General features: G+C 45.5%; 24 protein-coding genes. 21 read left to right on the forward strand and 3 right to left on the reverse strand.

Annotated features, from left to right (window positions below; translation table 11 throughout):
• The first annotated feature begins 41 nt into the window (after positions 1–41).
• On the forward strand, positions 42–887 hold the full coding sequence (locus P8F77_RS02000; RefSeq protein WP_024728717.1) for an ABC transporter ATP-binding protein: 846 nt from the start codon (positions 42–44) through the stop codon (positions 885–887).
• The gene (locus tag P8F77_RS02005; protein ID WP_024728716.1) at positions 884–1615 is read left to right on the forward strand and encodes an ABC transporter permease; all 732 of its coding nucleotides are present in this window, start codon (positions 884–886) and stop codon (positions 1613–1615) included. Before P8F77_RS02000 ends, P8F77_RS02005 begins: the two co-directional genes overlap by 4 nt.
• A 191-nt stretch (positions 1616–1806) precedes the next feature.
• On the opposite strand, the gene P8F77_RS02010 is transcribed toward P8F77_RS02005, so the two are convergent.
• Positions 1807–2214 carry a secondary thiamine-phosphate synthase enzyme YjbQ gene (locus P8F77_RS02010; protein ID WP_024728715.1) on the reverse strand — a complete coding sequence of 136 codons (408 nt, stop codon included), beginning with the start codon at positions 2212–2214 and terminating at the stop codon, positions 1807–1809.
• 220 nt (positions 2215–2434) lie between these two features.
• Between P8F77_RS02010 and P8F77_RS02015 the strand changes: the two genes are divergently transcribed.
• From P8F77_RS02015 to P8F77_RS02030, 4 genes are all read left to right on the forward strand, one after another.
• Complete coding sequence (locus tag P8F77_RS02015) at positions 2435–3658, forward strand: InlB B-repeat-containing protein (protein ID WP_270430903.1); 1224 nt, start codon at positions 2435–2437, stop codon at positions 3656–3658.
• Positions 3659–3747: 89 nt separating this feature from the next.
• Entirely contained in the window at positions 3748–4467 is a 720-nt protein-coding gene (gene srtB, locus P8F77_RS02020; protein WP_024728713.1) for a class B sortase, read from the forward strand.
• A gap of 11 nt (positions 4468–4478) precedes the next feature.
• Entirely contained in the window at positions 4479–5243 is a 765-nt protein-coding gene (locus P8F77_RS02025) for a glycoside hydrolase family 25 protein (protein WP_024728712.1), read from the forward strand.
• On the forward strand, positions 5240–6193 hold the full coding sequence (locus P8F77_RS02030; RefSeq protein WP_024728711.1) for a ketopantoate reductase family protein: 954 nt from the start codon (positions 5240–5242) through the stop codon (positions 6191–6193). Before P8F77_RS02025 ends, P8F77_RS02030 begins: the two co-directional genes overlap by 4 nt.
• Here the strand turns inward: P8F77_RS02030 and P8F77_RS02035 are convergent.
• Both P8F77_RS02035 and P8F77_RS02040 read right to left on the reverse strand, forming a co-directional pair.
• Positions 6172–7089 carry a type II CAAX endopeptidase family protein gene (locus P8F77_RS02035; protein ID WP_287519973.1) on the reverse strand — a complete coding sequence of 306 codons (918 nt, stop codon included), beginning with the start codon at positions 7087–7089 and terminating at the stop codon, positions 6172–6174. The two genes, P8F77_RS02030 and P8F77_RS02035, sit on opposite strands and share 22 nt — an antisense overlap.
• A gap of 23 nt (positions 7090–7112) precedes the next feature.
• Positions 7113–7949: a S1-like domain-containing RNA-binding protein gene (locus tag P8F77_RS02040; RefSeq protein ID WP_024728709.1), complete on the reverse strand. Its 837-nt coding sequence runs from the start codon at positions 7947–7949 to the stop codon at positions 7113–7115.
• 95 nt (positions 7950–8044) lie between these two features.
• Between P8F77_RS02040 and P8F77_RS02045 the strand changes: the two genes are divergently transcribed.
• The 15 genes from P8F77_RS02045 (at position 8045) to P8F77_RS02115 (ending at position 18128) form a co-directional block, all read left to right on the forward strand.
• A complete protein-coding gene (locus P8F77_RS02045; RefSeq protein WP_024728708.1) occupies positions 8045–8473 on the forward strand; it encodes a MazG family protein in 429 nt (142 codons plus the stop codon).
• 101 nt (positions 8474–8574) lie between these two features.
• Complete coding sequence (locus P8F77_RS02050) at positions 8575–8853, forward strand: HU family DNA-binding protein (protein ID WP_006567569.1); 279 nt, start codon at positions 8575–8577, stop codon at positions 8851–8853.
• A gap of 128 nt (positions 8854–8981) precedes the next feature.
• On the forward strand, positions 8982–9221 hold the full coding sequence (locus P8F77_RS02055) for an RNA-binding S4 domain-containing protein (protein ID WP_024728707.1): 240 nt from the start codon (positions 8982–8984) through the stop codon (positions 9219–9221).
• A gap of 64 nt (positions 9222–9285) precedes the next feature.
• Entirely contained in the window at positions 9286–9576 is a 291-nt protein-coding gene (gene yabP, locus P8F77_RS02060; RefSeq protein WP_009289329.1) for a sporulation protein YabP, read from the forward strand.
• The gene (gene yabQ, locus P8F77_RS02065; RefSeq protein ID WP_024728706.1) at positions 9576–10055 is read left to right on the forward strand and encodes a spore cortex biosynthesis protein YabQ; all 480 of its coding nucleotides are present in this window, start codon (positions 9576–9578) and stop codon (positions 10053–10055) included. The genes yabP and yabQ overlap by 1 nt, the downstream gene beginning before the upstream one ends.
• Entirely contained in the window at positions 10030–10332 is a 303-nt protein-coding gene (locus tag P8F77_RS02070) for a septum formation initiator family protein (RefSeq protein ID WP_287519980.1), read from the forward strand. Before yabQ ends, P8F77_RS02070 begins: the two co-directional genes overlap by 26 nt.
• A 145-nt stretch (positions 10333–10477) precedes the next feature.
• Entirely contained in the window at positions 10478–12469 is a 1992-nt protein-coding gene (locus tag P8F77_RS02075; protein WP_148459677.1) for a BglG family transcription antiterminator, read from the forward strand.
• 1 nt (position 12470) lies between these two features.
• On the forward strand, positions 12471–12917 hold the full coding sequence (locus P8F77_RS02080; protein WP_024728703.1) for a PTS sugar transporter subunit IIA: 447 nt from the start codon (positions 12471–12473) through the stop codon (positions 12915–12917).
• A 52-nt stretch (positions 12918–12969) separates the two neighbouring features.
• Positions 12970–13260, forward strand: a complete 291-nt coding sequence (locus P8F77_RS02085) for a PTS sugar transporter subunit IIB (protein WP_006567562.1) — start codon at positions 12970–12972, stop codon at positions 13258–13260.
• A gap of 32 nt (positions 13261–13292) precedes the next feature.
• Positions 13293–14570, forward strand: a complete 1278-nt coding sequence (locus tag P8F77_RS02090) for a PTS sugar transporter subunit IIC (protein ID WP_024728702.1) — start codon at positions 13293–13295, stop codon at positions 14568–14570.
• 42 nt (positions 14571–14612) lie between these two features.
• Entirely contained in the window at positions 14613–14996 is a 384-nt protein-coding gene (locus P8F77_RS02095) for a tetratricopeptide repeat protein (RefSeq protein WP_287519984.1), read from the forward strand.
• A gap of 14 nt (positions 14997–15010) precedes the next feature.
• On the forward strand, positions 15011–15856 hold the full coding sequence (locus tag P8F77_RS02100) for a class II fructose-bisphosphate aldolase (RefSeq protein WP_024728700.1): 846 nt from the start codon (positions 15011–15013) through the stop codon (positions 15854–15856).
• Positions 15857–15972: 116 nt separating this feature from the next.
• The gene (gene deoC, locus P8F77_RS02105; protein ID WP_024728699.1) at positions 15973–16623 is read left to right on the forward strand and encodes a deoxyribose-phosphate aldolase; all 651 of its coding nucleotides are present in this window, start codon (positions 15973–15975) and stop codon (positions 16621–16623) included.
• Positions 16624–16626: 3 nt separating this feature from the next.
• Complete coding sequence (locus P8F77_RS02110; RefSeq protein WP_287519986.1) at positions 16627–17529, forward strand: PfkB family carbohydrate kinase; 903 nt, start codon at positions 16627–16629, stop codon at positions 17527–17529.
• Positions 17526–18128 carry an AAA family ATPase gene (locus P8F77_RS02115; RefSeq protein ID WP_287519988.1) on the forward strand — a complete coding sequence of 201 codons (603 nt, stop codon included), beginning with the start codon at positions 17526–17528 and terminating at the stop codon, positions 18126–18128. The genes P8F77_RS02110 and P8F77_RS02115 overlap by 4 nt, the downstream gene beginning before the upstream one ends.
• Positions 18129–18148: the final 20 nt, after the last annotated feature.

Here is an 18148-nt window from a genome sequence, read left to right on the forward strand (position 1 = left end):
GCGAATCCAATAAAATGTAAGTATTACGAGGAGGTATTTACATGAATCAAGACTGCATAACAATGGAACATGTGGGCATTTCATTTCAGAAGAAAATGGCATTGGACGATGTGAATATCCGGGTATCGGAGGGAGAAATCTTTGGATTTTTAGGGCCCAGCGGAGCCGGAAAGACAACGACGATCAAATTATTGAGCGCGCAGCTTCGGCAGGACTGCGGTCAAATTTCTGTCATGGGAATGGAACCGTTTGAAGATGTCAGCAAGCTGTATCAGAACATTGGAATTTTATCCGACAACAGCGGCTTGTATGAAAAAATGTCGGTGGAGGAAAACCTTAAAATATTTTCTGAGATTTACAGGCTTCCGAAAACAAGGATTCCGGAGGTGCTTGAGCAGCTTCATTTAACAGAAGACGGAAAGAAAAAGGCTGAGAAACTTTCCAGGGGAATGAAACAGAGGCTTTTGTTTGCCAGGGCGATCTTACATAAACCTAAGCTTCTGTTTTTGGATGAACCCACGGCCAATCTTGATCCATCTACAAGTGAGGATGTTCACGATATTATCAAACAGCTGAACAGGGACGGAACTACCGTTTTTCTTACGACTCATGATATGGAGGAAGCAGATGAACTCTGCAGCAGAGTGGCATTCTTAAACGAAGGGGTCATCAAAGAGGTCGGGGTACCGGAAGAACTGAAGATCAAATATGCAAAAGACAGGGTGAAGATCCTTTACACAGACGGAACTGTAAAAGAAATTCCGAAGGACAAAACGGCCATAGCAGAGGAACTTTTAAGTGCAGACAAAGAGGTTGTGACGATCCATTCAGTGGAACCCGACTTGAAAACGATATTCTTGGACTTGACGGGGAGGGAATTAGCATGAAATTAAGAGCGAGAATAATAAAAGCACTGATGAAAAAGGATTTCAGAATGCTTGCGGGCAATAAAAATACTTTTTTTATTTTACTGCTTCCAATTTTATTCTGTGTCCTTTACACAAAGGTACTGCCGATTGGAAAAGAGACAGGGATGTTATACCCTCTGCTTCTCTGTGAAGTGCTGAATCTGATCTGCGCGCCGATCTCACTGCTGAGCATGATGGTGGCGGAGGAAAAAGAGAAAAATACCCTGCGGACTTTGATCATGTCCGATGTCAGGGCTATGGAGTTTCTGGCCAGCAAGATGTTTGTTGTACTCTTATTAATGGAAGTAATCTCTGTGACAAATTATCTGCTGGTGGGACTTGACATGAAGTTTTTTGCGGGCTATATGCTCATCTCCACTTTGGCTTCGATCGGTATCCTGTTTTTAGGTGCAACTGTGGGGATTTTGTCTGAAAATCAGATGTCAACAGGAACGATTTCCACACCGCTGATGCTTCTGCTGATGCTGCCGCCGATATTTGCCGGGATGAACAGGGTACTGGAAAAGATAGCATTTTGTCTTCCAACAAATGCCTTTATGGAGATCATGAACGGAGAATACCGAAACAAAGCCGCCTTTCTCTCCGGAGCCAACATGAAACACTATGCGGTCTGCCTTGTATGGATTGTCATCGGCATTGCAGTGTTTAATATTGTCTACAAGAAAAGAGGGGTAGACAGCCAATAGTTTATAATATGTTTAGAATTGTTTATTTTCTATATATTGTTTTTAAAGGGAAAGTTGCTATAATGAAATATAGTTTTTCATATATACTTAATCCTCTCTTTTTTAAAATGCTCTGCCGGTAACAGAGCACATATTGTAAGCAGGTTGGTGCCGGAAGATATTCCGGCACCATTTTTATGAGTTTTTTACCACTATTCAATGATCTTTATATAGAATTTCCGGTTTCTGGGCCCGTCGAATTCGCAGAAGTAGATGTCCTGCCAGATTCCAAGTACCGGTTTTCCGTCAGCGATGATGACCGTCTGTGACGGGCCGACGGTCGATGTTTTCAGGTGGGCATTGGAGTTTCCTTCTGCGTGGCGGTAATTTTTGTCATGCAGAGGATATACCTTGTCAAACCCGAAGAGCATATCGTGGACCACATCCGGGTCCGCATTTTCATTGATTGTAATCCCTGCCGTTGTGTGAGGAGAATGGATGACGGCGATGCCGTCTTTGATCCCCGAAATTCTCAGGTCCTCTTCCAGGAAGGAAGTGATTTTTATCATATCCTCCCGTCCGGTGTGATTTAAATGGTGTTCAAAAAAAGTCTGTTTCATCTCACTGCTCCTTTCTCTTGCTCTCAGTATACCGCATCAGGAAAGGTGTGCCAACTTCTGTCAGGCCTCATTGTTATGTCCTGTGAAATTATATTGTATTTTTTGGAATTTACTGCCGTATATTCTTGTTCTATGACAATATTTGTGATATTATGAATAAGGTTTAACGATAATATTACAAAAATCTTACGATAGAATGAGCTGCCGGAGGAGAAGAGAGTTGAGGAGCTATAAAAAATATATTACAGTGTGGGCCATGGCATTGACTATGGCAGCAGCATCTGTGCCGGTTTCAGCGGCGCCGGCAGAGAGCGGCAGCACTGAAGATATTCAGAAAAACATAGGACAGAAAGAATCATATCAGGTCAGGTTTGACGGAGCAGGCGGCACGGTGAGGGAGGCCGTGCGCCAGATCGAAGCAGGAGAACTTATTTCCGAGCCGGAGACGCCTGTCAGGAACGGATATGTATTTAAGGGCTGGAGTGATCAGAGCGGAGGACAGACCGGATACTGGAATTTCAGTGCCGATGAGATGCCTCGGAGAGATCTGATCCTCACGGCTGTGTGGGAAAAAGAATATACGCTTGACCGTCCCCATGTGACTGTGGCGGTCTCTGCACAGGCGAAGGTGGGAGTAAGAGAATCTTCGTCGCCCAGGGCTGTGTGGAAGTCAGGGGATGAACGCATCGCCACTGTGGACAGCAGCGGAAACGTAAGAGGAAAAGCGGCGGGAAGGACTTATGTACAGGCCATAGTGGGCAGCCAGGTTGTGACAGCAGGCGTACAGGTCACAAATCCATATCTGTCAAAGAGCAGTGGGACTGTGGCAAAGAACCGGACTGCGAAAATACCGATCAGGGGACTGAGTTCTACCAGCCGATCATCTGTCTCAGTAAGCGGCAGCAGGGCGAAAGCTTATATTCAGGATAATCAGCTGGTCATATACCCGAAAAAGAAAGGCATTACCTGGTTTTATGTCAAGATAGACGGAAAACAGAAGACCTATAAGGCGGAGGTCACTTCCTATAAGGCGGTCAAAGCTATCGCGAAGGCTAAAAAAGCAAAGGGATGCCGATACAGCCAGCCAAAGAGAATGAGGAAGGGCTATTATGACTGCAGTTCTCTGATCTGGCGCTGCTACAAGCCGTACGGCATACATTTCGGAAGCCGTTCTTATGCTCCGGTGGCAGCGAGTGAAGCCAAGTACATGAAGCGTCATAAAAAAGTCGTATCTTATAAGAGGGTGAAGGCCCAAAAGCTTCTCCCGGGAGATGTGATCTTTTATTCCTACACAAGAAACGGGCGGTACCGGAACATTTCCCACGTGGCATTGTACATAGGAAACGGCAGGATCATCCACGCGGCCAACCGCAGAGTAGGCGTTGTGGAGGCAAAATATAAATACACCAAATGCATTAAAATGATTGCTCGTCCGGCTAAATAAATTTTAAGAAAAGAATCGGCTTTCTTTAAGGAAGACCGGTTCTTTTTGTGTTATACTGATAAAAATAAGGTTTAGGTGAGGGAAGCTGCATGAAAAAAGTAATTTCTAATCTTCTTCTGGCTGTGTGCATCGTGGTCTTTTTATTCAGCGGATGGAAACTCGCGGGGTATTATCTGGAATATAAAAAGGCAGATGACGAATATGATAAGATAGCACAGGAAGTGGTCAAAACAAAAGGAAAAGAACGAGTCATTGATTTTGAGAAACTCAGGAAGATCAATCCGGATACCATCGGCTGGGTCTATGCCAGGGGAACCAATATCGATTACCCGGTCGTCCTTGGGAAGGATAACGATTATTATCTGCACACAACATTTGAGGGGACAAAGAACAGTTCCGGAGCAGTTTTCATGGACTGCCACGGGGATAAGGATTTCGGTGCGGAGCACAATATCATATACGGGCATCATATGAGGAACGGATCGATGTTTGCAGACCTTATGAAGTTTCGCGAGCAGAGTTTTATCAAGAAACAGGATACGATCACCCTTTATACTCCGAATGGGAAAAGGGACCTGAAGGTCGTTGCCTCTTATGCAAGAAAGGCCGACAAGCTGATCCCGATCACTTTTGGGGACAGGAAGGACATGAAGAAGTATCTGGAGGAGATTTTGTCCATGAGTGATATCCAGTCCAGGATACCGAAGAAGACTGTGATGAAAACAAAGAAGCTGTATACGTTTGTCACGTGCAGTTATGAACAGGAAGATAACCGTACATTTGTACATGCGATTGAGAGCAAAGATTAACGAGGACTTATATGTTCAAATTTACAAAGAAAAATAAAAGGGAACTTGCAGTTATCTGCACGTTTCTTTTTATTGTCACTTTTATTTTTATATGGATCATCCAAAATATCGGACTGCCGATCGAGACAAAAGTCGAAAACGGCCATATCAAGGTGATCGATGTTTCAAAATACAACCATAAAGTTAACTGGAAGAAAGTAAAGGACAGCCAGATCAACCACGCTGTTTTAAAGATCGGCTCCGGTGCGAAAAAAAAGAAAAAGGGCACAGAAGATCCGATGTTTATTGCAAACTACCGGAACGCAAAGATCTCATCCATTCACTGCGGAGTTTATTATTACTCTTATGCCGGGGACGTGAAAGCGGCGGTGAAAGAGGCAAAACACTGTATTTCCCTGTTGAAGAAGCATGATATTGACCCGGAAGATCTGAAGCTTCCCGTGGTATTTGACATAGAGGAAGAAGAAGTCATGAAAACCGGGAAAAAGAATGTGACGGCGCTGACAAGGGCTTTCTGCGAAGAGATCAAACGGGCGGGCTATGAGCCCATGGTCTATTCCAACGCTTACTTTTTAAAACACTATTTTGACTATGACGGTATTAAAGAATATAAAATGTGGGTGGCTCATTATACAAAAGAGGATGAGCCGGATATCCCATATCAATACCACATGTGGCAGTTTACGGATCAGGCTTCTGTTCCCGGGGCAAATACGGGAAGCGGCCACTGCGATCTGAATTACTATTTAACAGATAAGGAAGGAAACCTGTTATGAGAGAAATCAAAAAAGCAGCATTGATAGGCCTTGGGGCCATCGGCGGATTCGCGGCACCCGGGCTTTGCAAAGCGCTCGGCAGCGAGAATTTCTGCGTCATCGCAGGAGGAGAGCGCAGAATGCGTCTGGAAAGGGACGGCGTCATCATCAACGGAAAACAATGGAAATTCCAGACGGCTGAGCCCTCATGGGAGAGCAGACCGGCGGATCTTATTATTTTGAGTGTGAAGTATACGGCGCTTGACCAGGCCATCGAAGATATCCGGAACCAGGTAGGGGAACACACTGTCATCATGTCACTACTGAACGGAGTGGAGAGTGAAGAGCGGATCAAAGCGGCCTACCCCGACAATGAGGTGCTGTATTCCGTAATACGTGTACCGGCCCTTCACCATGGAAATGAAATCTCTTTTCCGGTGGGGGCCGGCAAGATTTCTTTCGGCCAGGCGTATAACGATACATTGTCGGAAACCGTGTGTTCCGTGAGGGATGTATTTGAAAAGGGCAAAATTCCATATGAAGTGCCAAAAGATATGCTGAGAAATATGTGGCATAAGTTTATGACAAATGTAAGCGAGAATCAGAGCGCTGCTATCCTTCGTGTCCCTTACGGCATCTGGACCATCAGTGAAGATGCCAATGAGCTGAGGGAGCAGGCGGCCAGGGAAGTCATCGCTATTGCCGGGAAGAAAGGTATCCATCTGACAGAGGAAGATCTTTTGGAACACAGGACCTATTTTGAGAGCGCCCCATTCTATGGGAAACCTTCGACTCTTCAGGATATCGAGGCCGGAAGGAAGACGGAGGTGGAGATGTTTGCGGGAGCGGTCATAAGAATGGGAAAGGAGCTGGGTATCCCAACTCCTTATAATCAAATGTTTTATCACTGTATCAAAACCCTGGAAACCTGGAATGACCACCAGCCGGATCACAAACAGGATGACGCATAGGATACAAATTCCAGCAATACTGCATAGCCGAAACTGATGATCAAAGCCGCATAGTATGAGATACCGGCGGCTTTTTCATTTGGCCAGCTTTGACGGATATCCTTGTCAAGCCATGTCTTCAGATAACCGGAACGGCCGCACAGGCGTGAAATGGCAATGAGGATCAGAACACTCAGCGCCAGAAAGGCAATACTTACAGGAACCAGGACTGCGATGGCCTGAAGCCTCTGGGCCGTGGATACGGTCTGGGTCATGAGAGAAGAATTGCCGATCAGCCCATAGATGATGCTGGTTATGACGCTGACGCCGTTAAATGTGGCATGGAGCAGCATACAGGAATAAATACTGTCGGAAGCCTCTAAAAGCAGACCTAAGACCAGTCCCAGGACAAAGGCATAACTGAACTGGTTGAAATTCATGTGTGCGATGCCGAAAAATAATGCGGTCAGCAGGATTCCTTTGATAGGGCGTGCTTTTCTGAGACCGGAATAAATAACGCCCCGGAACAGCACTTCCTCTACGATCCCCGGAAGAATAGACAGTGCCAGGACGGAAAGCCAGGGATTCTGCGAGGCCGTGGATACACTGGAGGTAATAAAGTCCCGGAAAATCAGCTGGCTTACATTATTGATCAGGCTGATAAAAGGCAGGACTGTAAATGCTAAAAGGATAGAAAGCAATGCAGCGGCCGGTCTCAGAGGTTTCAGATGAAGTCTCGCTTTCACATCTTCTTTGCCAATCTTCAGATAACCGATGCCAAGGCCAAGAAGTACCAGATAAAATACAATCATAAACAAATATCGGTCCTGTACTGCAAACTGCAGCAGAGGGGAAACAAAAAAGTAGACAAACAAATACATCAGACAGAAACAGCCCGGTGTCTTAAAATATTTCATATAATATCCAGCTCCTTGTAAGTTTATTTTGCCCGGATGGTTCCGCCGGTGATCTCGATCTTATTCTGTTTCAGTAATCGGCCGACGGCTCGCTTAAAGGCATTTTTGCTGAGTCCCAGTTCTTTGTCAATCATGGCAGGGCTCGCCTTGTCGGTGAATGGGAGTACCCCGTCATAGCTTTTGATCGTTTCCATGACCAGCTCGCTGTCTGCATCTATCTGAAGATATGCTTTATCTCTCGGTGAGAGATCCAGTTTGCCGTCCTCCCGGACGCGGAGTACCCGGACATTTACAGAGTCTCCCACAGACAGTCTGGTGTGGACTTCGTTGAGCGGGATCAGGCCGAAATACTGGTCGTCTACGGCTACAAACGTACCGATCTCAGGGTTAATGCTGTATACGGTGCCTGTGACCCAGTCATCCTTCTCATAGTCATGTTCACTGCTCAGTGCCTGATAAATCTTCATGGAAGCACAGAGACGCCGGCTCTTGTCAATATAAAGCCTGACCAGATAGGAATGATCCGTTTTGATCTTGGATGTCTGTTCTTTGAATGGGAGGAACAGGTCTTTTTCCAGTCCCCAGTCCAGGAATGCACCGATATCTGTGATCTCCTTAACCTTGAGGACGGCCAGATGTCCCATCGTAATGAGAGGATGGGAAGTCGTAGCGATCGGACGGTCTTTTGAATCCTTGTAGACGAAGACGGAAATGCGGTCTCCGACCCGGGCTCCCTCCGGAACCTGTTTTTTTGGCAGAAGGATACTCTGTTCCGTCACACCTTCCTCGTCATTTAAATATGCGCCGAAATCGGCAAATTTTACAATATAAAGTTCTTGGTTTTCTCCTAATTTAATCATAGTTCTTCCTTTCTTTGTTTCATTATTATAGCATAAATCGCTTTTCATTTGCAGAAAATGTGATACCATAAAAAGAAAACGGAGGGAGTCTTAAAATGCAGGAAAAAGAATACTATACAATAGAAGATTTTATCCAGGTAGTAAAAGAACTGCGGGGAGAAAACGGATGCCCGTGGGACAGGAAGCAGACACATGAATCCCTGATCCCCTGTCTCGTGGAGGAGAGCGGGGAAGTGGTGGAGGCCATTGAACATAATGATATGCAGAATCTGGAAGAGGAGCTTGGAGACGTTCTCCTTCAGGTGGTGATGCATGCAAGGATCGCCGAGGAACGGGGAGATTTCAGTTTTTCGGATGTGGTGAACGGAGTGTGCAGGAAAATGATTCGGAGGCATCCTCATGTGTTCGGAGATGAGACATTTTCCACTCGGGAGGAACAATTATCCAGCTGGAGGAAGATTAAGGAATTAGAAAAGATAGAAAAGAAGCGCAAAGCCCGTGAATTGGCTGAAAATAAGGAATAAAGCGCATTTTGGCTTGACATGCAGGCACCTTAATTATACAATGAACTCATGTAATCGAAGAGCAGAAAATGCTTATGACGAAATTAGGAGGAATATAATCAATGAACAAAACAGAATTAGTTGCGGCTATCGCAAGCAAGACTGAATTATCTAAAAAAGATGCAGAAAAAGCTTTAAAAGCTTTCACAGATGTCATTGCAGAAGAATTAAAGAAGGGTGAGAAAATTCAGTTAGTTGGTTTCGGAACTTTTGAAGTTTCTGAGAGAGCTGCAAGAGAAGGAAGAAATCCAAGAAGCGGTGAAGTGATGAACATTCCTGCATCCAAAGCTCCAAAGTTCAAAGCCGGAAAAGCTCTGAAAGATATCGTAAACGAAAAATAATCACAGAACGACAAATCAAGCTGCCCTTCAATTTTTATAAGGGCGGCTTCTTTTATATTATATTACAGGGAAGTTCTGCAGATTTCTGTTTTGTTTTTTGAGAACCAACATCAAAGGAGTAATATTGAATGAGACTAGACAAATTTCTTAAAGTATCCAGGCTGATCAAGCGTCGGACCGTCGCCAATGAAGCGTGCAGCGCCGGGAGAGTGACCGTCAACGGCAAGACCGCCAAAGCCGGGACAGACGTAAAACCGGGGGACGAGATCCGCATCTCGTTCGGTAATAAAGAGGCGGCCGTGGAAGTCCTCCGGGTGGAAGACACAGTAAAAAAAGACCAGGCGGCAGAATTATACAAATACATTTGATATTTTTCACATGATTTTCGTTCTCCTTTCATATAGTGTATAAACTATGAAAGGAGATTTTTTCATGATAGAAGATAGACAACCTATGAAAACACATAAAGTGGATCTGCTGAACCGTTCTCTGGGTGTCATTACGGGAGTGAGGGATGTAGTGTCCTTCGACCTGAATGAGATCATACTCGATACGGAGCAGGGACTCCTGATGATCAAGGGGTTTAATCTGCATGTGAAAAAGCTTTTGGTAGAAAAAGGCGAGGTGGAGATAGACGGTAAAGTCGACAGTTTCCTATATTCAGATGTGGATGACCATAACGGAGGCAAAAAAGAAGGGCTGCTCGGAAGGCTGTTAAAATAATGCAGGAAGCAGTGTTAGGCCAGCTTTATTTCTTCCTGGGGGCTGTCTGGTTCGGAGCATGCCTGCTGCTTGTCTATGACGGCATCAGGAGTTTCCGCGTCGTATTCCGGCACAAATTATGGGTCGTATCAGTGGAGGATGTGCTCTACTGGATCTTTGTGGGCTTCTTGTGTTTCCGGTTTCTCTGCTGGTATAATTGGGGAGAACTCCGTGGATTTTTCTTTTTAGGTCTGATCATCGGCATGGCAGTCTATTATATGCTCATCAGCCCGAAGGTATTAGAAGGTCTTGTGTTTTTGTTACATAATATTAGAAAGGTCTTTGGGAAAATATTTCGTATTATCCGCCATCCGTTTGCCAAAGCCGGAATAAATATGAGATGGAGATTGAAACAGGAGAGAAAAAACGTTAAAATAGCCTTAATGAGGAAGGGGCACAAAAGAGGTGATACACATGGGGAGAAAGATAAGCAGTTATAAAAAAGGACTCAGGCAGCGAACAAGGGTGATCTTACTTGTCGTCATTATGTTTGTCATTGTGATGTCCATTGCTTACCGAAGGCTGTCGGAAAAGTCGGCGGCCCTTCAGAAAGAGGAGGCCCAGCTGGAACAGCAGATAGAAAAGGCGAAAGAAAAAAAGCAGGAACTGAAGGATAAGAAGGAGTATATTAAGACCAAAGAATTTATAGAAAAAACTGCACGTGTAAAATTCGGATTGTTTTATCCGGATGAGTATGTAGTTAGACCATCAAATTGATGGATTCAAAAAGAAGTCTGACATGGATGTCAGGCTTTCTTTTTTGTCATAAATTCGTTGTTCCTCTTTCCGCTTCAAGCGGAAATTTACGAACTATCATCAAAAATACCATTTACCTATAATGTATAACAAAGAGGAGGAAACTATGGAGAGATACAATAAGAGGCTGATCAAGATCCTTCGCTTCTTTTTGGAAAATGAAAAAAGGATTACCGGGGCAAGCATTGCATTGTCTGTGGGCGTTTCTACAAGGACGGTCAGGAATGACATCAAAGAGTTAAATCAGATGCTTGCGGACAGGGGAGCAGAGATCACGTCAGAGATCGGGCAGGGATATAAGCTTGCTGTGAACGACAGCCGGAAATTTGACGTCCTGAAAAAAGAGATCCGGAAAGAAGAGAGTTCAAAGCCGTTTCAAAATATCATTCCGTCAGATTCGGAAGAACGGGTTTATTATATTATTTCCAGGCTTTTGCTGAACTCTCTGAACAGCGGGGAGAGGATCGACTTCTTTGATCTGGAGGAAGAATTGTTTGTGAGTACTTCCACTCTGAAAAAAGATTTGAGAACTATCGACGGGATACTTAAAAAACATGACCTTCGGATCAGTGATACAAAAAAGGAAGGAATGAGAGTCGTAGGGCAGGAGACGAAGATTCGGTTTTGTATTTCGGAATACATTTTCAACAGCCAAAAGGATACAGGAGATATAGGGAACCAGTTTTACAAGGACATTTTTTCATCCGATGAGGTGGAAAATCTGAGGATCATCCTCATGGAAGCGATCACAGATTTTAACCTGCGGCTTACGGATATCGCTTTCCGTAACCTGCTCGTACATAGCCTGATCATGCTTAAGCGTTTCGAGAAAAAACGGCATGTGAAATACGATGAAGAAGAGATCGAGCTGTTTTCGGGAACAAAGGAGTTCCGCTGTGCCCAGCAGATTATAAATGAGATTTCCAGGAAATTGGGCATCTCCCTGGGAGATGAAGTGTATTATCTGACCCAGCATCTGATCTCCAGCCAGCGTTTTCTGATCGAGAATCTGGATGGGGATTACGAGTATAAGGATGAAATTGAGGACATTTTAAATACCATCCGCTCGGGGACAGGGATCGATCTGTCCGACGACAATCAGCTGATCAACGGGCTGGCCATGCATTTGAGCGCGGCTTTGCAGAGGCTCCGGTTTGACATGAATATAAGAAATGAGTTTCTGGACAGTATCAAAAACCTGTATCCGCTTGCCTTTGAACTGGCAGTCGTAGCCGGGGAGGTGATTGAAAAAAAACATAAGCTCAAGGCAAAAGAGTCGGAAATCGGATTTCTGGCCATGCATTTCGGAGCGGCACTGGAGAGAAAAGGGCTGAATCGGAAACAGGAGCCAAAGAAAGTAGTTCTGGTTTGTATCGCAGGCATTGCCACGGCGCTGCTCCTAAAAGAGAAATTACAGCATAAGTTTGGGCAGTACATAGAGATCGTAAAATCCTGTCCGGTACAGGAAGTGAACGAAGAACTGATTGACAGCGCCGATCTGGTGCTGACCACGGTAGAGCTTCCCGATTTTCAGTCTGAAAAAATAAAAAAGATCAAACTGTTTCTGGATGATGATGACCTGAACCATCTGGCTACGGTGATCACAGACAGTGGAAACCAGATGAAAGTCATTGATTACAGCAGCATCTTCCGGGAAGACCTCTTCTTCACCAATATGGAGTTTAAGGACAAACAGGAAATTCTTGAATTTATGGCCAACGTCATGGTCGAAAAGGGCTATATCAACCAGGAGATCAAGCAATCCATCTTTAAAAGGGAAGAGATGTCAACTACAGAACTGGGAAGTCTGGTGGCCATACCACATGCCCTTTTTAACGATATGGAGGAGGCGGCTGTTTCCGTCATGGTCCTGAAAAAGCCGGTCATCTGGGAAAATGAAAAAGTCCAGGTAGTCCTGATGTTAAATATTCCCCAGAGCAAATACGATGTCTGGGAAGTTGTATTTAAAAACCTATATCAGTTTTTGATCGGAAATTCCGGCGTGGCGAAACTGGTGAAGCACCCTTGTTATGGGCAGTTTATCAAAGACTTATTAGAACAGGAAGAGAAGCTTAAAGAAACAGCAGGGAGGATATGAAGTGGAAAAGCTAATCTTAAACGAAAACAATGTGCAGCTGCAGATAGAAGCAAAAAACTGGGAAGAGGCAGTGAGGATCGGAGCGGAGATGCTGGTCAGCCAGGGATGTGCTGAAAAGTCCTATGTGGAAGGAATCATAAGTGCCATCAAAGAACTGGGGCCATACATCATCGTGGCCGACGGCCTGGCTATGCCGCATACAAGGCCGGAATGCGGGGCTACCGGCATCGGCTGTAGCCTGATCACCTTAAAAGAACCGGTCTTCTTTGACGGGGATAAGGAACCGGTAAGGGTCCTGATCTGTTTTTCGGCGGTGGACAGCGAAAGCCATCTGGACATTCTGAAAATGATCGTTGGCTTCGTGGAAAAGGGATGGATTCCGGAGATCGCCGCAATGAAGGATAAGCAGGAATTGTTTGATTTTCTCAATAAGAATAGTAATGCCTGACAAGGCTGCTATAAAAAGAAACACGACAACCATTTTAAAAGGAGGATAGAACATGTTAAAGATTTTAGCAGTGTGCGGGGCAGGGCTCGGAAGCAGTTTTGCATGCCAGATGAGTGCGGAAGCGGTATTGAAAGACCTGGGAGTAGACGCAAAAATGGATCACACGGACATTTCCAGTGTATCCGGGGCACAGGCAGACATCATAATCGCCGCAAAGAATTTTGAAAAGCAGTTTGAGCGTTATACGATCAGCTGCCCGACAGTATTTTTAGAGCGCCTGGTAGACAAAAATGAAATCCGGGAGAAGCTTGTACCGGTGTTAAAAGAACTGGGAGAACTTTGAAAACAAGAGGAAAAAGAAAGTGAGGAAAAACTATGCAAGTATTGAATTTTATCATCAATAATATTTTAACGCAGGCCTCCATCATCATCGCATTGATTGCGCTGCTCGGTCTGGTCCTGCAGAAAAAACCGGTGGGAGCCGTCATCTCAGGAACAATGAAAACCATGCTCGGATTTCTTGTACTGTCCGCAGGTTCTGCTGTCATCGTTTCATCGCTGACTTATTTTGGAGACATATTTAAGGCTGCATTCGGATTGAAGGGTCTGGTTGCCTCCATCGAGGGAATCAACGGCCAGGCCATGAATGAGCTGGGGCTGGGAAGCGAGATCGCCATCACCCTTGCGGGAATCTTTATCGTCAATATTATCATTGCAAGATTTACAAAATTCAAATACATATTCCTGACAGGCCAGGCATTGCTCTGGGAGGCGACACTCTGTGTGGTATTCGCTTATTACTGTGGATTAACAGGTGTACCTCTGATCATCATCGGAAGTATCGTGGGAGGATTCTTTGCGACCTTCATGCCTGCCTTTGCACAGCCTATTGTAAAGAAGATTACGGGCAGTGAAGATATCGCACTCGGACACTTATGCACAATCGGTTATATGTTCACAGCGCTGATTGCAAAACTGACCGGCGGAAAATCAAAATCCACAGAGGACATCAATCTTCCAAAGAGCCTGGAATTTTTACAGGATACTTACCTTTCTGTCATGGTTGTCATGGTACCGCTTTATGTGATTACAGCTGCATTTGCAGGGCCGGCCGCATGTGCAGAATATGCGGGAAATACGAACTTTATCGTTCATGCATTTTTACAGGGTATGCAGTTTGTCGTAGGTGTCTATGTGCTGATGACAGGAGTCCGCATGCTCTTGGCCGAGATCGTTCCTGCATTCCAGGGAATTTCCATGAAGCTGGTTCCAAACTCAGTGCCTGCACTGGACTGCCCGGTATTGTTCCCATATGCGCCGAATGCGGTCATCTTCGGATTTGTCTTTACAACGATCGGTTCTATTATCGGAATGTTCCTGACTCCGGTATTCGGACTTCCTATGGTCCTGCCGGGAGTACTGTCCAACTTCTTCGCAGGCGGAACAGCAGGTATATTTGCAAACCAGGTAGGCGGAAGACGGGGAGCCATGATCGGATGTATTGCTCACGGAATCTTTATTACCTTCCTGCCGGCTATGCTCTCACCGATGCTTGCCGACATTGGATTTATCAATACGACTTGTACGGACGTGGATACGGTAGTGACCGGTTTCCTGTTCATGCTGTTTAAGTCAATAGCTGCAATATTTTAGTTCGTAAATAAATAGTTTATGATGCGGCAGGAGGAAATAAAAATGTTTTTGTTTAAAAAGAAAAAAGAGAAAGCGGCGAAAGAAGAGGCTGTACCTGAAATCAGCCGGGAAGAGCTTTTAAAAAAGGCCGAGGCCATACAAAAAGAGCTTCCGGATCTTTCCGGGGAGGAGCGGAACAAGGCGCTGAACGAGCTTGGGAGCCTGTACTTTGAGGCTGAAGAGACAGACAAGGCAATCAGAGCATATGAGACCAGCCTTTCAGAGAGCAAAGCCCTTGGTAAGGCATATACCGATCTGCTGAAGCTCTACAACATAAAAAGAAGAGAAGCTTCGGAGGCAAAAGATGATGCAAAGATGAAAGAATACATGGATAAAATTGACGGGCTGATGAAACTGTCTAAGGATGTCATTCGTGGAAAAGCGTAAAGGAGATAACCGATATGTATAGAAATTTAATTGACTTGTTTAAAGAAAATGAAGGAAAGGGGGCTGTGGGTGCTTTTAATGTGCACTGTTTCGAGATGCTTCCGGCTATGGTCAGAGCGGCAGAGGAACTTGGCGTGCCTGTGATCTTACAGACTTCTCTCGGCACTGCCAGATACATCGGATTTGAACCGCTGATCGCCGCAGTGAAGGCAATCGCTGAAAAATCTGCTGTAAGCGTTGCCTTACATATGGATCACTGCAAAGATATTGATGCACTGAAAGAAGCTATTGACAAGGGATATTCCTCTGTCATGTATGACGGGTCCTCTCTGTCTTTAGAAGAAAACATCAAAAATACAAAAGAAGTGGTTGCCTATGCCCATGAAAGAAATGTATCCGTGGAAGGTGAAGTCGGCTCCATCGGCGGTGCGGAGGAAGGTGTGGTCGTTGCCAAGGATGACGCCATGTATACGAAACCGGAAGATGCCCTTTATTTTGCCGAGAACACCGGGGTGGACGCACTGGCTGTTTCCATCGGGACAACTCACGGGCAGTACAAATCCAAGGCAAAGATCAACTATGAACTGCTGGCCGAACTGAAAGCGAAACTTGGGGATACCGGTCTGGTTCTTCACGGAGGCACCGGAGTGTCCGACGAAGATATGAGGCGCTGTGTCAGAGAAGGAATGAAAAAGATCAATGTAGGCACAGAACTTAACAAATCCTATATCGAAGTAGTGAGAGAAACTTTTACCGGAGAGGATGTGACCCCTCTGACTTCATTGAGAAATCTTCTCGGGCCTGCAAATGACAAGGTCGCAGATGTTGTAAAAGAGAAAGCATCTTTATTCAGAATCTAAGGGGCAGAAGATAAAACCGGGAAAACGCATCTTACTTTCCCGGTTTTATCTGTTACAATAGTAAGTAAGAAACCAGTTAAACAGCCGCTTTAGTTTCAGAGAGAAGGAGCCTTGTTATGAAGAGAAATGAAATCTTAAAAACTGTTGACCACACACTGCTTGCACAGACAGCCGTATGGGACGAGATCAGAGTGATCTGTGATGATGCCATTGCCTACGGGACGGCTTCCGTCTGTATCCCGCCGTCTTTTATTAAAAAAGCCAAAGAATATGTGGGGGACAAGATGAAACTCTGTACGGTCATCGGCTTTCCCAACGGTTATTCCACCAGTGAAGTAAAGGAATTTGAGACAAAGAATGCCCTTTTAAACGGTGCTGATGAGATCGATATGGTCGTGAATCTGGGAGATGTAAAGGAAGGCAATGATGATAAGGTTATTGAAGAAATTCGTCTTTTGAAGAAAGCCTGCGGTGACAAGATCCTGAAAGTGATCGTGGAGACCTGTCTGCTGACGGAAGAAGAAAAGATCCGTATGTGCCGGGCAGTAACGGAAGCAGGAGCTGACTTCATCAAGACATCCACGGGATTTTCCACGGGAGGCGCTGCGTTTGAGGATGTGGAGCTGTTTAAAAAGCATGTGGGAGAGGGAGTAAAGATCAAGGCCGCAGGCGGAATTGCTTCTTTTGACGATGCAGAACGCTTTCTTTCACTGGGCGCAGACCGCCTTGGAACCAGCAGGCTGATCAAGATCATGAAGGAGGAATAGCCTATGGCAGTAGTCTGTGTAGGGCAGTCTGCCTATGATATTGTAATTCCATACGATGGAGAGCTGACAGAAAATCAGAAGTACCGTGTCAGAGACCGGCTGGAGTGCGGGGGAGGCCCTGCCATGAATGCGGCTTATCTCTGTGCCCTGTGGGGAGAGGAAACCAGCCTCATCAGCCGTATCGGTGACGATGACTATGGAAAAAAGCTTAAAAAAATCCTCAGAGAAGCGGGGGTCGATACGTCCCATCTCGTAGAGGAAGACGGGATAGAGACACCTTACAGCATTATCCTTTCCAATACAGGAAACGGAGCCAGGACAATCTTTAATTTCCCAGGAGAAATACGGTACCGGCAGTATACCTATCCCAAGCTTAATGTGAGTGTGATCTTAAGCGACGGACACCTTCCCAAACTCAGCATCGGGGCCATTGAGAAATATCCGTCGGCACTGTCCGTACTGGATGCGGGAACCTGCCGTGAAAGTACCATGGAGGTGGCGCCATATGTGGACTATATTGTCTGTTCAGAAGACTTTGCCAGACAGTATACAGGGAAGGTCGTGGATCTGAATAACCCCGGACTGTGCAGAGAGATTTTCGGCCGGATTCAGAGCATCAACCAGAAGCAAGCGGTGATCACTCTGGGGGAAAAGGGATTGCTGTACGAAGAGGACGGAGAACTGAAACACCTTCCCGCCTATCCTGCCAGGGCCGTTGATACGAGCGGAGCCGGGGATATCTTTCACGGGGCATTTGCCTGTGGACTGGCAAGAAAGATGCCTCTTAAAGATATTTTAAAGCTGAGCTCCATGGCCTCTGCTATTTCAGTGGAAAGTCTGGGAGGGCAGAGTTCCATACCGTCTCTGGATTTGACGGAACGAAAGCTAAAGGAGCAGGAAAGATGAAAAGGACTTTGATTTTACTGGCAGGGTATCCAGGCACCGGAAAGACTTATATGTGCAATAAGATTTTGGAGCAGGAGAAGGATTTTCAGGTGATCTCTCAGGATGACATGAAGGAACAGCTTTGGGATGAGTTTGGCTTTGACAACATGGAAGAAAAGACGGCTCTGGAGAATAAAAGCTGGACACTTTATTATGAGCGGACAGAAGAGGCCATGAAACAGGGGAAACGGCTGATCTCGGATTATCCGTTCAGCGAAAAACAGAGAGGAAAGCTCGAAAGACTCTGTGAAGAATACGGATATCAGCCTGTTACGATCCGCCTGGTGGGTGATCTGGATGTCCTTTTCGGGCGGTCAAAGCAGAGAGATCTGGATACAAGCCGTCACTTGGGTCATGTGGTGAGCCGTTATCACAAAGGGGATGTGCTTCTGGACCGGACGAAAGGCGACTGCTTTGTGGATTATGATATCTTCATGGACCGGTGCAGGAACCGGGGTTACGGAGAATTCTGTCTGGGGAAACTCATCGAAGTAGACGTGACCGATTACAGCAAGATAGACTACGATAAAATATTAGGACAGTTGAAAAAGTGGCTTTAGAGACAGCCATAAACCTCATT

Origin of the sequence: Anaerostipes sp. PC18 (assembly GCF_039789045.1) — a bacterium.
Taxonomy (GTDB): domain Bacteria; phylum Bacillota; class Clostridia; order Lachnospirales; family Lachnospiraceae; genus Anaerostipes; species Anaerostipes hominis.

Coding starts and splice junctions, on each gene's coding strand:
- P8F77_RS02070 (WP_287519980.1), top strand. CDS start 10,030: ATGGGGAGAAAGATAAGCAGTTATAAAAAAGGACTCAGGCAGCGAACA.
- srtB (WP_024728713.1), top strand. CDS start 3,748: ATGAAAAAAGTAATTTCTAATCTTCTTCTGGCTGTGTGCATCGTGGTC.
- P8F77_RS02045 (WP_024728708.1), top strand. CDS start 8,045: ATGCAGGAAAAAGAATACTATACAATAGAAGATTTTATCCAGGTAGTA.
- P8F77_RS02110 (WP_287519986.1), top strand. CDS start 16,627: ATGGCAGTAGTCTGTGTAGGGCAGTCTGCCTATGATATTGTAATTCCA.
- P8F77_RS02095 (WP_287519984.1), top strand. CDS start 14,613: ATGTTTTTGTTTAAAAAGAAAAAAGAGAAAGCGGCGAAAGAAGAGGCT.
- P8F77_RS02100 (WP_024728700.1), top strand. CDS start 15,011: ATGTATAGAAATTTAATTGACTTGTTTAAAGAAAATGAAGGAAAGGGG.
- yabQ (WP_024728706.1), top strand. CDS start 9,576: ATGCAGGAAGCAGTGTTAGGCCAGCTTTATTTCTTCCTGGGGGCTGTC.
- P8F77_RS02040 (WP_024728709.1), bottom strand. CDS start 7,949: ATGATTAAATTAGGAGAAAACCAAGAACTTTATATTGTAAAATTTGCC.
- P8F77_RS02025 (WP_024728712.1), top strand. CDS start 4,479: ATGTTCAAATTTACAAAGAAAAATAAAAGGGAACTTGCAGTTATCTGC.
- P8F77_RS02050 (WP_006567569.1), top strand. CDS start 8,575: ATGAACAAAACAGAATTAGTTGCGGCTATCGCAAGCAAGACTGAATTA.
- deoC (WP_024728699.1), top strand. CDS start 15,973: ATGAAGAGAAATGAAATCTTAAAAACTGTTGACCACACACTGCTTGCA.
- P8F77_RS02010 (WP_024728715.1), bottom strand. CDS start 2,214: ATGAAACAGACTTTTTTTGAACACCATTTAAATCACACCGGACGGGAG.
- P8F77_RS02005 (WP_024728716.1), top strand. CDS start 884: ATGAAATTAAGAGCGAGAATAATAAAAGCACTGATGAAAAAGGATTTC.
- yabP (WP_009289329.1), top strand. CDS start 9,286: ATGATAGAAGATAGACAACCTATGAAAACACATAAAGTGGATCTGCTG.
- P8F77_RS02030 (WP_024728711.1), top strand. CDS start 5,240: ATGAGAGAAATCAAAAAAGCAGCATTGATAGGCCTTGGGGCCATCGGC.
- P8F77_RS02115 (WP_287519988.1), top strand. CDS start 17,526: ATGAAAAGGACTTTGATTTTACTGGCAGGGTATCCAGGCACCGGAAAG.
- P8F77_RS02055 (WP_024728707.1), top strand. CDS start 8,982: ATGAGACTAGACAAATTTCTTAAAGTATCCAGGCTGATCAAGCGTCGG.
- P8F77_RS02090 (WP_024728702.1), top strand. CDS start 13,293: ATGCAAGTATTGAATTTTATCATCAATAATATTTTAACGCAGGCCTCC.
- P8F77_RS02000 (WP_024728717.1), top strand. CDS start 42: ATGAATCAAGACTGCATAACAATGGAACATGTGGGCATTTCATTTCAG.
- P8F77_RS02035 (WP_287519973.1), bottom strand. CDS start 7,089: ATGAAATATTTTAAGACACCGGGCTGTTTCTGTCTGATGTATTTGTTT.
- P8F77_RS02085 (WP_006567562.1), top strand. CDS start 12,970: ATGTTAAAGATTTTAGCAGTGTGCGGGGCAGGGCTCGGAAGCAGTTTT.
- P8F77_RS02075 (WP_148459677.1), top strand. CDS start 10,478: ATGGAGAGATACAATAAGAGGCTGATCAAGATCCTTCGCTTCTTTTTG.